8 protein-coding genes are annotated in these 14,431 nt (G+C 49.3%); 1 reads left to right on the plus strand and 7 read right to left on the minus strand.

The genetic code is table 11. From position 1 onward, the window contains the following. Positions 1 to 152: 152 nt before the first annotated feature. The 7 genes from FPG75_RS16195 to FPG75_RS16225 form a co-directional block, all read right to left on the minus strand. A complete protein-coding gene (locus tag FPG75_RS16195) occupies positions 153 to 1,760 on the minus strand; it encodes a SusD/RagB family nutrient-binding outer membrane lipoprotein (RefSeq protein WP_143307896.1) in 1,608 nt (535 codons plus the stop codon). A 30-nt stretch (positions 1,761 to 1,790) separates the two neighbouring features. Then, complete coding sequence (locus FPG75_RS16200) at positions 1,791 to 4,940, minus strand: SusC/RagA family TonB-linked outer membrane protein (protein WP_143307897.1); 3,150 nt, start codon at positions 4,938 to 4,940, stop codon at positions 1,791 to 1,793. A gap of 424 nt (positions 4,941 to 5,364) precedes the next feature. Then, the gene (locus FPG75_RS16205) at positions 5,365 to 6,942 is read right to left on the minus strand and encodes a RagB/SusD family nutrient uptake outer membrane protein (protein WP_143307898.1); all 1,578 of its coding nucleotides are present in this window, start codon (positions 6,940 to 6,942) and stop codon (positions 5,365 to 5,367) included. Positions 6,943 to 6,953: 11 nt separating this feature from the next. After that, complete coding sequence (locus tag FPG75_RS16210; RefSeq protein ID WP_143307899.1) at positions 6,954 to 10,439, minus strand: SusC/RagA family TonB-linked outer membrane protein; 3,486 nt, start codon at positions 10,437 to 10,439, stop codon at positions 6,954 to 6,956. Positions 10,440 to 10,444: 5 nt separating this feature from the next. Then, positions 10,445 to 11,452 (minus strand): FecR family protein, encoded by a 1,008-nt coding sequence (locus FPG75_RS16215; protein WP_143307900.1) that lies wholly within the window; start codon positions 11,450 to 11,452, stop codon positions 10,445 to 10,447. 57 nt (positions 11,453 to 11,509) lie between these two features. Beyond that, positions 11,510 to 12,103, minus strand: a complete 594-nt coding sequence (locus FPG75_RS16220) for an RNA polymerase sigma factor (protein WP_143307901.1) — start codon at positions 12,101 to 12,103, stop codon at positions 11,510 to 11,512. A gap of 84 nt (positions 12,104 to 12,187) precedes the next feature. Beyond that, on the minus strand, positions 12,188 to 13,066 hold the full coding sequence (locus tag FPG75_RS16225) for an AraC family transcriptional regulator (protein WP_143307902.1): 879 nt from the start codon (positions 13,064 to 13,066) through the stop codon (positions 12,188 to 12,190). 306 nt (positions 13,067 to 13,372) lie between these two features. Here FPG75_RS16225 and FPG75_RS16230 point away from each other — a divergent pair, with 306 nt between their 5' ends. Continuing rightward, entirely contained in the window at positions 13,373 to 14,401 is a 1,029-nt protein-coding gene (locus FPG75_RS16230) for a LacI family DNA-binding transcriptional regulator (RefSeq protein WP_143307903.1), read from the plus strand. Positions 14,402 to 14,431 lie beyond the last annotated feature (30 nt).

Genomic DNA, 14,431 nt, shown 5'->3' on the forward strand with positions numbered 1-14,431 from the left:
TTAAATTCCATGTAAATCTTCATGGGAATTTAAATTCTCAAATCCCTAAATCAAGAAATCCGTAAATCAAGAAATCCCTAAATGAAAAAGCCGGTCCTCAACAGGACCGGCATCGATTTTTATGCACGCGATTCAAAATAAGACATTGTTGATTAGTGTACCGGATCCCACCAGAGGTGTGTGCCTCCTACGTCTTTCTGTACACTTAAAGTTTGGATGGCGCGGAGTACCGCTGCATTGTTGGTGGAGTACTCGTTGCTCGGGAACTGCGCCCTGCGAACGAAATCAGTGGTGCTGATTTTGCCGCCGCTGTTGTTGATCACAACAGGGAACAGTTTGGGATAGCCGGTCCGGCGAAATTCGGACCAGGCTTCTTCCCCTTCGGGATACATGGCGATCCATTTCTGGGTGATGATACGTTCGAGGTTTGTTTCAAACGGAGCGGCAGCATCCCATTTGATGGTGATGGTGCTCAGGTAGGGCGAGCCGGTCAGCACATCGTTGGCGCCCGCCGTGATGGCCTTGGGATCTTTGTAGGGCGCGGGTGTGAGCGTACTGTTATTGATATAGGCAGCTGCCTGTGCGCTCAAACCATATTGATCAAACGAAGTGCTGATACCACTTTCGTAATTGGATTTAGGATCGCCGGCGTTAGCCCATCCGCGGAGGGCGGCTTCTGCTTTGAGGAACCAGGCCTCTGCGGCAGTCATCAGCAAAATCTTGCTGGGGAAGGTGACGAGCTTGGAATAACCTACATACCGTTCTTTCGCATCGATATCGATACCATTGCGGATGCCTTTGAAAGTGCCGGCTACTTTAGGATCGGTGGCAGGCAATACATACTTGGGCAGGCGCGGATCGTTGTAGCCGCCGAGGATAGACTCTAAAGGAGCGCCCATGCGGATATCATCCCAGGAATTGTTGATGGTGTTCAGTGGATGCGTGGTAGCGCCGATGTCAACAAGGAAATTATCGCTGGCGCTGGTGAGCAGGCCGCCGGCATTGGCGAGGGCAGCTTCGCCTTCTGTTTTTGCTTTCGCAGGATCGATCTTCACTACGCGCAGCGCCAGGCGCAAACGCAGGGTGTTGGCGAATTTCAGCCATTGTGCATAACTGCCGCCATATACGAGGTCGGCTTTGCTGAACAATACGCTGGAAGGTTTGCCTGCCAGCGGCGTGAGGATATCGATGGCTTCTTTCAGATCAGCAAAAAATGCATAGTAGGCATCTTTCTGTGCATCAAAATCAACACCACCTTCTGCATTGGGCACATTATATTTTGTGTAGATGATAGGTCCAAAGATATCACTGACACGGTGCATGGCTTCTACGCGCAGTATTTTGGACATGGCGTAGGCGTCGGGGAAGTTTTTGTCTTTGGAGAAATTACCCGCTTTGTAGCAAGGGTTCATCACATTCGCATAAGCGATGGTGAAGGAGGCGCTGGTCCATCCATCGAGCAGGTTATAGTTCAGGTTATTGCTGTTGCCTGCAAAGGGTGTAGCCGACATCATATATCCGCCGAAAACATCGCCGAGGAGGTTCTGTTGCAGCTGGAAGGAAGGCACCGGCTGATACAGGTAGATGCTGCGTTGCGCCTGTTGCAGCTGTGCGGCCACAATGGCGAAATCAGGTTCGAGGTCTTTGTCTGTAGAACCGTAAGGATTTTTGTTGATATCCTCGAAGTTCTTGGTACAACTGCCCATGCTGAGCAGCGCCGCGAGGGCCAGAGCAGCTATCTTGAATGATTTATAGTTCATGGCTTTTGTTATTAGTGGTTCTGAATCGGATTAAAGGGACAGTTTCAGATTAAGGCCGAAGCTGCGGGTAGCAGGCAGGCCAAATACATCTACACCCTGTAAACCATTGTCTGTACTCATGCTCAGCTCAGGATCGTAAGGCGCTTTCTTCGTGAAGAAGAAGAGGTTACGGCCTACCAGTCCTACTTTCAGGCTTTTGATTGCTGAAGTGCGTAAAGGAATAGTGTAGCCGATAGCCAGCTCTCTCAAGCGGATATTGGTAGCATCGTACATATAATATTCAGTGATACCGGCGCGACCGCCAACAGTACCGTAGAACACATCTGCGGGTATCTTGCCGCTGAATTTGCCGCCGGAAACGGTGGTGGCATTGATGCTTACGCCGCCATTGTCGCGGGCATCGGCAGTGGCTTTGGATACGCCGTATTCATCCAGCATGGCTTGTGTAACGCTCATCACTTTACCGCCGAAACGGCCGTCGATCAGGAAGTTGAGGCTGAACTGTTTCCAGCTGAAGCTGTTGTTCCATCCCAACAGGAATTTCGGTGTGGGATTGCCGAGGAAGGTGAGGGCGCCATCAGCAGGGATAGGCTTGCCATTGTCTTCAACAAGAATAGAGCCGTCTGCAGCGCGTTTGAAGGCCTTGCCATAGATGTCTCCGAAAGAACTGCCTTCATGCAGCATCAACGCATAGTTGTTTACGTTGTCGCCTTTGGGCGTGATGATGTAATCGCCTTTCAGCTGCGGCGCCAGTTCTATGATGGTGTTCTTGTTACGGGTGAAGTTAAAGGTGGTGGTCCAGCTCAGGTCTTTTTGTTTGATGACCTGGTAGCCGAGCGTAGCTTCTATACCGGTGTTGCGCACATTACCTGCATTCACGAAAGCATTCGGATACAGGAAGCCGCTGGAGATACGGAAATCAAAATATTGATCTTTGGTATGTGAATTATACCAGGTGAAATCGAAGTTCAGCCTGTTATCCAGGAATCTCCACTCTGTACCGATTTCAACGGAGGTAGTCATTTCCGGCTTCAGTGGCTGATTGAGATAGGCGCCGGAAACATTGGAGGTCAGCGTTCCTGAAGCGATGATGTTGGTAGGCAGGGTAGCAAAGGGCGCTACGTCGTTACCCACTTTGGCGTAAGACAAACGCAGTTTGGAATAATCGATGAATGCCGGCATTTTAAACACATCGCTGAGGATAGTGTTCAAACCTGCGGAATAATAGAGATATCCCTTTTTCATGTTGGGCGTATACGCCAGGGTAGATGACCAGTCGTTACGTGCGGTCAGATCGAGGAATACTTTTTCGCTGAAGTTGATGCCTGCGGTAGCGAAGACAGATTGCAGCTGCCTTCTCAACCCGTCAGGTTTCACTTTGGTCGCGGGATTCAGGTTGAGGTTACCGATGTGGAACACATTCGCAAAGGCGAGGTCGCCATCTTTTGAATCCAGGAAAGTACGATCCTGTTTCAGGTCGGTGATGCTGGTACCGGCAGTGAAGTTCAGGCCGAATTTGTCAGACAGCTTTGTGTTACCCAATAACAACAGATCGCCGTAGTACTGGGTGCTGGTAATATAATCATAGGTATAGCGACCGTTTGCATCAGCAATGGTGGTTTGTGTGCCTGCATTGGCTTTCAGCTCATATTTGTCCCATGACTTGTTGGCATTGCCTCTCGCCTGGATACTGAGCCAGTCGGTGAGTTTGTAACGCAGGGTCAATGAGGCGATGATATTGTCTTTCCTGTTCTCTGTTATATTCCTGTTGAGTATCCAGTAAGGATTTTGTTGGGAATCCTGACCACCTTTACCCTGGTCGTAGTTGATGTTCCACCAGTTTTGCATGTACATGTTACGGGTGGGAGAGAAGTATTCGAAATTATTTTTGTAATCATCGAAATTCAGTCCGCGTGGAAACAGGTACAGGCCGGTGAGCGCGTTGTAATACAAGCCGGAAGAGGGCCTGTTGTGCGCATTCTGCGTGGTGGCCAGCACATTCGCATCGATGTTCAGTTTATCATTGAAGAAGTTGGCATTCTCCCTGAAATTGACGGTATGCTGATAGAACTTGCTGGTGGGCAGGATACCTTTGTTGGAAGTATTGGAATAGGAAAAATAGGTCTGTGATTTTTCTGTGCCACCGGAGAGGTTGATGGAGTTGATCCATGTAGTACCATTCTGGAAGAAGGGTTTCACGTGATCCGGGCTGCTGCCTTTTGGTCCCCAGCTATACAGGTTGTCTTTGTTGGTTTGCAGGTAGGAGAACTGCAAATCGGGGCGGTACGAGGGGCGGTCGAGTGTGAAATCGGAAGAGTAGTTCACTTTCATATTGCCGGCCTTTCCTTTTTTGGTGGTGATCATGATCACGCCATTGGCGGCCTGGCTACCGTACAAGGCAGATGCAGAGGCGCCTTTGAGCACATTCACGCTTTCGATATCATCGGGGTTGATGGTGCTGAGAATATCGCCGCCGTCCCGGCCACCGGAAGAGGCGCCGGATGACTGGCCCCAGAGGTCAGTAGGCTGCGCGCTGGTGAAGTTAGCGATGGGTACGCCGTCTACTACATACAGCGGCTGGTTTTCGCGGATGGATTTCTGTCCGCGAAGGATCACCCTGGAAGACCCTGCCACACCGGATGCGCTGCGGTTGACCTGCAAGCCGGAGATCTTTCCGGAGAGGCTGTTCACGACGTTGCTTTCTTTTACGGTGGTGAGGTCTTCACTTTTTACGGACTGTGTGGAATAGGTCAGTTCTTTTGCTTTACGTTGGATGCCCAGAGCTGTTACCACAAGTTCGTTCAGCCCCTTCACGTTATCGTCCATGGTTACAGTGAGGGCGCTATTGGCGCCTACCGGTACTTCTTTCTGTGCGAAGCCAACAGAGCTGAAAACCAGTATGTCGCTGCTTTTTACGTTGCTAAGGTGGAACTTGCCATCGCCAGTTGTTTGCGTTCCGCGTGCCGTGCCTTTTATCTGTACCGTTACACCAGGCAGCACATTTCCTTTACTATCGCGCACCGTACCAGCTATTTCTTTTTCCTGGAAAATGCTACGGAATGAAAGCGTGGGAGTGTAAGCATACCTCGCCGCCATCACCTGTGCATTGTCTGCAATTATGGAAGTGATGGCAATACCGGCAGCCATACACACTTTCATAAGGCGTAGGTTCTTTTTCATACTTGCCTTTTTAGTTTGGTTAATAAATGGGATTTGTATTGATCAGAAAATTATTCGTCACGTTAAATTGGTCAGCATAGGTCAAAGCCTGCCCCTGGGCCTTTTGAGGCCCTTATCGGGTTGCATGATGTTTGCGGCTGCTGTATTTGAATCCCGGCTTTATAGTTTTCTCATTACATGAAATTGTTCCGGGTAAGTAGTCGGGTGAGGAGAGAAGAAGTACTATCGGGAGAAAAAAAATTTTCGGATTTTTTGATTTTCGGATTTATGAATTTAGTTGAAAGGGAGAAGAGCTTATCTCCGCTTCAATCAAATCAAAAAATTCGTAAATCAAAAAATCCGCAAATCCTTGTTGAAAGGGAGAAGAGCTTATCTCCGCTCCAATCAAATCAAAAAATCCGTAAATCAAAAAATCCGCCAATCCTTAGCGTTGGTCCCACCACAGCGGTGTGCCGCCATTATCATCGCCTTTGAGCCATTGCCGGGCGCGCGCCACAGCTTTGGGGTTGGTGATTTGTTCGGCTTGCGGGAAGGGCAGCCGCCGGATAAATTTTTCGGTGGAAATGGTACCGCCACTGTTGTTGATCACCACCGGAAATAATTTGGGATAGCCGGTGCGCCGGAATTCGCTCCAGGCTTCCTGACCGTCGGGGAACATGGCAATCCATTTTTGTGTGATGATCCTTTCCAGCTTGCGTGGCAGCGGGTCGGCATCATTCCACTGGATGGTGATGGTGCTCAGATGCGGATCGCCGGGCGGCACATTATTTTGCGGATTGGTAGGGTCTACGTAAGCATTGGGTTTGCTGGTATTGTCATTCGTATAGGCGTCTGCGTTAGTGAGGTTATATTGTTTGAAGGAAGTAGCGATACCTTGTTCGTAATTACTTCTGGCATCGCCGGCGCCTTTCCAGCCATTGAGCGCCGCTTCGGCCTTCAGAAACCAGGCTTCTGCGGCAGCCATAAATAATATCTTGCTGTCGAAACGGGTGAGCATGGAAAAACCGGAATATTGTTCTTTCGCCGGAATGTTGATACCATTGCGGATGCCATGATAGATGCCTGGCCCTTCATCGGTGGGCACAAAATAACGTTGCAGGCGCGGATCTCTATAACCGGTGAGGATGGACTCCATCGGGGCGCTCATGCGTATATCTGCCCAGGTATAACACATGATGTTGAGCGGATGGGTAACGGGAGAAATGTTCACCGCGAAATTATCATCCGGCGTTTGCAACAATCCCAGCGGATGATTGAGCGCCGCCTCTCCTTCCATCTTTGCTTTCTGCGGATCTACGCCGGAAATACGGATCGCCAGCCGCAAACGCAGCGTGTTGGCGAACTTCACCCATTGGGTGTAATCGCCTTTGTATACGAGGTCGAAGGCGGCAAAACGTTGCGTGGCGCCGCTCTTAATGGAGTCTGTCAATACCTTGATAGCCTGGTCCAGGTCTTTGAAGAAGGCGTAATACGCTTCCTGCTGTGTATCATAATCGATGCTTTTATCTTCATTGACCTGTCCATAATGTGTGTAGATGATCGGACCGTAGATATCGCTGACGCGGTGCATGGCCTCTACACGGATGATCTGTGCCAGCGCATAGAAATCCGGATATTTGTCTTTAGCTTTCTGCATCGCGAAATCGCAGGACTTCATCGGGCCGGTATAGGCCATGGTCCAGGGTTTGTCGTTCCAGTAGTAGAGCAGGCCGTAGTTGGTATTGTTGATATTGCCTTCAAAAGGTGTGGGCGACATCATATATCCCGAAAAGATATCTGCATTCAGGTTCTGTTGTAACTGCGCCGTAGGCGGATAATTATAGACGATGATGTTGAGCTGCGCCTGCGACAGCGGCTCTCCCATCAAGCGGTAATCTGCTCTCAGCTCTTCTTCGTCAAAATCATACGGATTTTTGTTGATCTCATCGAAACGCTTGGTACAACTGCTTCCCAGCAAAGCGGCCCCGACTAATAACAACGATGCATGTTTCCACTTTTTCATGGGTGAATATTTTAAAATCCGAGTTTAAGGTTAAGGCCCATGCTGCGCACGGGTGGCAGCCCGAATACATCCACGCCTTGCAGGCCGTTGCCGGTGCCCATCGATACTTCCGGATCGAAAGGCGCCTGGAGGTGGAAGAAAAACAGGTTCCTGCCGATCACGCCTACACGCATGGTGCGCAGCCATTTCCATTTCAGCGGGATGCGGTAACTGAGGCTCAGCTCCCGCAGGCGGATATTGGTGGCGTCGTACATATACATCTCGCCAATACCGGCCCTGCCGCCAATGGTGGTGTAGTAGGTTTTGGCGTCCATCTTTTTATTGAAAGGCGTACCGTTGCTGTAAACTGCATTGATGTTCACGCCGCCTTCATCGCGGGCACGGGCGGTATTTTCGCTCACGCCATACCAGTCGAGCACGGCCTGTGTTACGCTCATCACCTTGCCGCCGAAACGGCCATCGATGAGGAAGTTGAGCGAAAAATTATGATAGTCGATACCGTTGTTCCAGCCAAGGGTAAAGTCGGGATTGGGATTGCCCACTTTCTTGAAAGCGCTGCGGGTCATGGGTTTGCCGTTCTCGTCCACGATATATTGCCCCTTGGCATTCGTCACCAGTTCTTTGTTGGAATAAATATCTCCCCAGGAACCGCCCTCCTGTATGAAGGAGCCGAACATGTTCACGCCAAATTCGGTGAGCACAAAAGTGTTGGTATCATCAGCGCCGGGGATGTTGTTATTACTCAGCTTGATCACCTTGTTACGGTTGCTGGCATAATTGATGGTACTGTTCCAGCTAAGCGTTTTATTACGTATAGGCGTTAGCGTTAATACTACTTCCCATCCGGCATTCTGTATATTTCCCATGTTGAGATAATAGGTGAGATAACCAGAGCCAGGCGGGGCGGGCACTTCCATGTATTGTTTGTAGTTGTTGTTTTTATAGAAAGTAATATCCGCGCTGATGCGGTTTTTCAACAACCGGGCTTCGATGCCGGCTTCAAAGGAGCGGTTATCTTCCGGCGCCAGGAATACGCCGGGATATGGTGTGCGCAGGTTCAGCACTACGCGCGTTACGCCCGCAATGGTTTGCATGGTAAAGGCTGATGGCCGCGAAGAGTAGCTCGCGATATCATTGCCCACTTTGGCGTAAGAGATGCGGGTGCGCAACAGGTCTATCTGTTGCGGCATTTTAAAGATATCGCTCCATATTGCGGAAAGGCCCGCCGAATAATAGAAGTAGCCTTTATGTAGCGTGGGTGTGAATGCAAAAGTGCTGGACCAGTCGTTACGACCGGTAAGATCGAGAAAGAGATAATTCCTGAAGCCCAGTTGCGCATTGGCGAAGAGGGCCTGTAATTGTTTCTGGTCTATCGAATGCTGGGCATCCATGGAAGTGCTCAGGATATTGGATACCGAGAACTTGTTGGGATAAGCCAAACCCGGACTGGCGTTGGGATTGGCGCCATTGAAAGTGCGGTCATGCGCTTTCACATCGGTGATGCTGGTGCCGATGTTGCCTGCAATGTGCAGCCAGTCGCCGATCTTGCGGGTAGCATTCACCATCAGGTCGCCATATAGCTGGGTATTAAATTCTTTCTCGAGGGTGTAGCGGCCGTTGGCAGCGGCGAGCACCACCTGTGTGCCGGCATAGGCTTCGAGCTCGTATTGATCGAGCGACTTGTCAAAACTGCCGCGGCCCTGGAGCGACAGCCAGCTGTTGAGCTGCCAGTTCAGCGCGATGGTAGCCATACCACGATAGCGGGAATCCAGGCGGAGATTGCGTTGCAGCGCCCACATGGGATTTTGCTGGTCATCCTGCCCGATCCAGTTTTTATCATTGCGGATGTTCCACCAGTTTTGCAGATAGAGGTTGCGGTCTTTGTCGAGATACTCGAAATTATCTTCGTAATCACGGAAATTCTGTCCCCGCGGAAATACATACAGCCCTGAAATGGGGCTGTAGTAAAGGCCGGAGGAGAGGCGGTTATGTGTTTGTTGCGCAAGGAAAGACACGTTGGCGTCCATCACCAGTTTATCGTTCAGCAGCTTGAGCGTTTCGCGGAAATTGATAGCATGCCTGTCGAAGCGGTTGGTAGGCAAAATTCCTTTATTTGTTGTATTGGCGTATGATAAATAACTCTGTGCGGTTTCGGTGCCGCCGCTGAAGGAGATGGTGTTGGTCCAGGTGGAGCCGGTATTGTAGAAGTCTTTTACGTGATCGGGTGCGTGGATAGGTCGGCCCCAGCTGCCGAGTGATCCGGGTTGCGGGGTGCCTACCCTGTCTACGCCCGGAGTATCGGTTTGTGCGTAGCGGTATTGAAGGGCGGGGAGGAGCGCTGGTTTTTCAATGGTAAAATCTGATGATACATCAATTTTACTTCTGCCGGGTTTTCCTTTTTTGGTGGTGATGAGGATGACGCCATTGGCGGCCTGGCTGCCGTACAAAGCGGCGGCGGAAGCGCCTTTGAGGATGCTGATGCTTTCGATATCATCGGGGTTGATATTGGCGATGCCATCGCCGCCATCGCGGCCGCCGGCGCCGATGATGTTGTTAGACTGTCCCCATACATCGGTCGGTTGTGCCGGTGTGAAGTTGGCATAGGGCACGCCATCCACAATATAGAGCGGTTGGTTTTCGCGGGTAGATTTGTTGCCGCGCAACACTACCCTCACGGAGCCGCCAATGCCGGAGGCGCTGCGGGTAATGGTGACGCCGGCTGTTTTGCCGCTAAGACTGTTGATCGCATTGGCATCTTTTACGAGCGACATATCATCGCCGCTAAGCTGTTGTGTGGCATAAGGCAGTTCCCTGGATTTTTTCTGGATGCCCAGTGCAGTCACCACCAGTTCGCTCAATGCGCGGATATTTTCCTGCAATACGATATTGAGATCGTTGCCGGAACCAACGGTCACCTCACGGGTCAGGAACCCTACTGAGCTGAATAGGAGAACATCGCTTGGACCTGCTTTTATTGTGAAATTCGCGTCAGCATCTGATTGCGTGCCTTTGTTGCTGTTCTTGATCTGTATGGTAACTCCCGGAAGCGGCGTGCCTTTGCTATCGCGTACCGTGCCTGTGATATCTCTTTCTAGTGAAACATGTTTTTCTAACGCGACGGAGATAGATGTACCGGTATCATCTTCCACTCCTACAATGATCTTGTTGTTCTTTCGGGTAAACTTTAATCCGGTCTGTTCTTCTAATAACGCTAATACATCATCAATGGGTGTCTTGTTACAATTCAGTGTTACTTTCTTCTTCAGGTTCAGGTCTGTTTTGTCGTAGTGAAAGTTCAGCCCTGTTTTCACTGAAATTTCCGTCATTACATCTTCCAGGTATTTGTCTTTGACCTGGATACTGACGACGATGTTCCCGGGTGGGTCCTGCCTTTGCGTAATCGCGCTGGTCATGGTATTCAGGCTCCCGGCCAACAACAGCGTCAGCATCAGTCCCATGGATACAAACCATTTCACGGGACATGGCTTTACCCTCATATGACCTAATTTTTATTTTGCAGATAAATAGTATCGTTTTTAATGGTGTAGGATAGTGATTTTGCAATGCTGATGACGTCCAGGATGTCTTGCAGGTTTTCATCTTTGAAAGATCCGTTGTAGTGCCATTCCTTTTTATTGCTTTGGTTGATAACGGTAACGCCAAAACGATTTTCGAGTTCAGTTACAATTTCACTGTAGGGTGCGTCTTTGAATATAATATATCCTTTTCGCCAGCCGCTTACATCGTCGGCCTGGTGGAAGGTAGATTTGATCATGGCGAGCGAGGACAGGTCATAGCTGAGCTGTTCACTGGGCATGAGGATCATGGATTGTTCCTGGTGGCCGGCTTCATCGATCTTCACTTTACCGCTTACGAGCGCCACGGTGATTCTTTTTTCGTGGGCATAGGCGCGTACGTTGAATGCGGTGCCGAGCGCGGTGGTGGCGAGTGCGCCGCTATGTGCGGTGAATCGATTGGCCGGGTCGGGTGCGGCGTTGAAGAAGGCTTCGCCTTCATCCAGGTACACATCGCGGGAGCTGCCGCTGAATGTTTGCGGGACGCGCAGCTTGCTGGCGGAGTTGATCATGATGAAGCTGCCATCGGCCAGGGTGATGGTATCGGTAGCGCCTCTGGCGGTGGTGATCTCCAGGAATCCGTTGCGGATGATGCGGCTGCTTTGATTGATCCTGGCTTGCGCTACCTGTTTGTTGGCAGCGGCATGATCAGATGATCTGTTAAACCAGAAGATGCCAGCTGCCAACAGTACGATAGCTGCTGCAGCGGCATAATACCAGGGGCGCAGGTTCCTGGCGGGCCTGGCTGGTGAAATATATTCGTTGAGTTGTTGTTTTACGTCGGCCAGCTGCCGGTCGATGGCAGCATTGTCTGCAATGACAGACTGGTGGCGGTTGATACGTTCAAACCATTGCTCGATGATCTCCGCCTCTTCCGCTGAGCAGGTTCCCTGGTTGTATTTCTCCAGTAATATTTTAATCTGTTCTGTGTCCACCTGTTAGCGTTTTAGATGATATAAGTCGTGATAACGTGGAAAAAGTACTATTTACGCTTAAAATTTTCCGGCAGTGAGGATAAGGGATATTACGAGCAATATCATATCCGTTTGTGCATAGTTGGCTCTGAGTATCTTCAAGGCTTTGGTGATCTGGTTTTTGACGGTTTGTTGTGAGAGCCCCAGGTGGGTAGCGATCTGTTCTACGCTGAGGTTCTCGAATCTGCTGAGCACGAATATTTCTTTCATGCGTTCCGGCAGGTGGTTGATCGCTGCAAACAGGTCCTGGGTGCGGGCTTTGTAGTCCACCGTTTCCGAAATGGAATGCGGCTGGGCATCAAAGTGTTCGATGAGCTGTTGCAGGTATTTGCGGTAGGTGGCATTTTTCCGGTAGATATCGATGATCTTGTGCCGGGCGGCCTGGTACAAGTATGATTTCAACGATTCTTTCAGTACAAGCGAATGACGCTTTTCCCAGAGGGAGATGAAAAGGTCTTGCAACACATCTTTGCTGATCTCTCCGGCATCCAGTTTACTGTAGATGAATAAATACAACATTTTGCTGTACCGGTCATAGATGGCATTGAAGGCAGCGTTGTTATCGCTTTTGAGCAGCGATACTAACTCGTTATCTGAATAACTGCTGTACATCGAAAATTACAGGAGTATAAATGGGTTTGGTTGATAAAATTACCAATGATGAAAGTAGGAAATATTTTTGAATTAAGAATTATCTTAGTTTGCTTCTTTCAGGCGTAACTCGTTCTTATACTCTTTAGGCGTCTTTCCAACGATCTCTTTAAAAAAGCGGTTAAAATTGGAGAGGTTTTTAAAGCCGCATGAATAGGCGATTTCAGCGATCGACCAATCTTCTTCGGTGAGGCGCTTGCAGGCATGCCCGATGCGTACTTCGTTGAGGAACTGCACAAATGATTTTTTGGTGCGGTTCTTAAAGAAGCGGCAGAACGACTGCGGCGACAGATTAGTGATGCTGGCTACATCCTGCAGGGAGATCTCTTTTGAGAAGTTGTTCATCACATATTTGAACACTTCATCGATCTTGTGGTTGTCTTTTACATTGTAGGCATGTGAATAGCCGGTGCTTGCCAGGTAGTAGCAGTCGCGCGTTTCAGATAATGTTTTGAGGATATTGAGCAGGGAGATGATGCGATCCAGTCCTTCCTTGCGGGGGAGGGAGAGGATTTCCGGCTTGAGTTTGTCGTAGGTGGCGCCGGTGATCTTCATGCCGCGCTGTGCGCGATGGAAGAGGTCAATGAGCGCTTTGGTTTCCGGCAGCCCGTAAAATTTCTCCCCGAAAATATCTTTCGGAAAATAAATAACTACAGAGCGGGCTTTCAGTTGTTCATCGCCCTTGTAATAGTCTTCATCATTATACCACACATGCGGTATGTGCGGACCCAGAAACACCATGTCGCCTTCTTCAAAGCTCTCGATGCTATCTCCCACAATCCTTTTCCCGTGGCTTTCCGTCACATAAACCAGCTCGCACTCCGGATGGAAGTGAAACGGCGTATTGAAATACGGATCACATCTTTCGATAATCGTGATCTGGTTATCGGCAAAAGCCCCAACTTTAATAAGAATGGGTTTCATTCATGTATTAATTTAAAACTACTGTCTGATTATTTGAGGATTTATGGATTTACGGATTTACGGATTTGTGGCCACAAATCCGTAAATCCGTAAATCCATAAATCCTCAAATAGCCCTATGAATGTTGCCAAATTATTAAAAATTGGTTAAAAAAATATCATTCCTGGGAAAATGACATTAAAAGGTCATAAGGATTAAAAACGATCCTCATGTGTAAGTCGGCAGGATGTTTTGGAATAATTGATGTAAATTTCAATTTTCATTTTGTAAATTACGCTGGGCTAAATCGATATAGCAATAACTTCTATGAAAGGGATCTCTATCAAAGATATCGCAAAACAGGCAGGAGTATCTCCTACAACCGTATCTTTTGTACTCAATGGTAAAGCGAAGGAAAAAAGGATCAGCGACCAGGTAAGCAAGAAAATTCAGAAGATAGCCGGCAAGCTGAAATATAAACCTAACCAGCTCGCCCGCGGGCTGCGTACCGGAAAAACCAAGACCATCGGCCTTATCGTGGAAGATATCGCCAACAACTTCTTCGCCACCCTCGCCAAAGTAGTGGAAGACGAGGCCGATAAATACGGTTACAAAGTACTCTATGGCAGCACGGAAGACAATACCGAAAAGGCCCGTGGCCTGCTCGAAGTACTCAAATACCGGCAGGTAGATGGCTACATCATCACGCCTACCAAAAATCTCGATAAAGAGATCGAGCTGCTCAAAAGCGCTGGTAAGCCCATCGTATTGATGGACCGCTATTTTCCGCATGTGCCTTCCAACTATGTAGTGGTGGATAACTACAAAGGCGCCTACGATGCCACCGACCATCTCGCACGGCAAGGCTACAAGAAAATTGTATACATCACTACCACCTCCGACCAGGTACAGATGAAAGATCGCCTCGAAGGCTATACCAAAGCCCTCAAAGATCATCACCTGCCCACCGGTAAAACATTGGTGAAACGCTTGCCCTTCGACCTCGACAGACAAGGCTTCAACGAAGAAATAAAAAAATTCCTCCGTACAGTGAAAGATGTAGACGCTGTACTGTTTGCCACCAACTACCTCGGCATCTATGGCATTGAAAGCATCCGTGCAATGGGTATGGAGATCGGGAAAACGATCGGCGTGGTGAGCTTCGACGACCACGATATCTTCCGCCTGCACAGCCCCGCTATCACCTGCGTAGCGCAGCCTGTACAGGATATCGGCCAGCACATCGTTTCTGTATTGATGAAAGAACTGAACCATCCGCAAAACGCCCTGCAGCAGGTAGTATTGCCGCTGCAACTCATCCTGCGAGATTCTTCTTTTGCGAAAGAAAACAAGTGATTTGGTTATTTACGGATTTACGGATTTGTG

The organism is Chitinophaga vietnamensis (assembly GCF_902167635.1).
GTDB lineage: Bacteria > Bacteroidota > Bacteroidia > Chitinophagales > Chitinophagaceae > Chitinophaga > Chitinophaga vietnamensis.

Excerpts from the sequence above, each read along its gene's own strand:
- FPG75_RS16200 (WP_143307897.1), bottom strand. The coding sequence starts at position 4,940 with ATGAAAAAGAACCTACGCCTTATGAAAGTGTGTATGGCTGCCGGTATT.
- FPG75_RS16205 (WP_143307898.1), bottom strand. The coding sequence starts at position 6,942 with ATGAAAAAGTGGAAACATGCATCGTTGTTATTAGTCGGGGCCGCTTTG.
- FPG75_RS16220 (WP_143307901.1), bottom strand. The coding sequence starts at position 12,103 with ATGTACAGCAGTTATTCAGATAACGAGTTAGTATCGCTGCTCAAAAGC.
- FPG75_RS16210 (WP_143307899.1), bottom strand. The coding sequence starts at position 10,439 with ATGAGGGTAAAGCCATGTCCCGTGAAATGGTTTGTATCCATGGGACTG.
- FPG75_RS16230 (WP_143307903.1), top strand. The coding sequence starts at position 13,373 with ATGAAAGGGATCTCTATCAAAGATATCGCAAAACAGGCAGGAGTATCT.
- FPG75_RS16195 (WP_143307896.1), bottom strand. The coding sequence starts at position 1,760 with ATGAACTATAAATCATTCAAGATAGCTGCTCTGGCCCTCGCGGCGCTG.
- FPG75_RS16225 (WP_143307902.1), bottom strand. The coding sequence starts at position 13,066 with ATGAAACCCATTCTTATTAAAGTTGGGGCTTTTGCCGATAACCAGATC.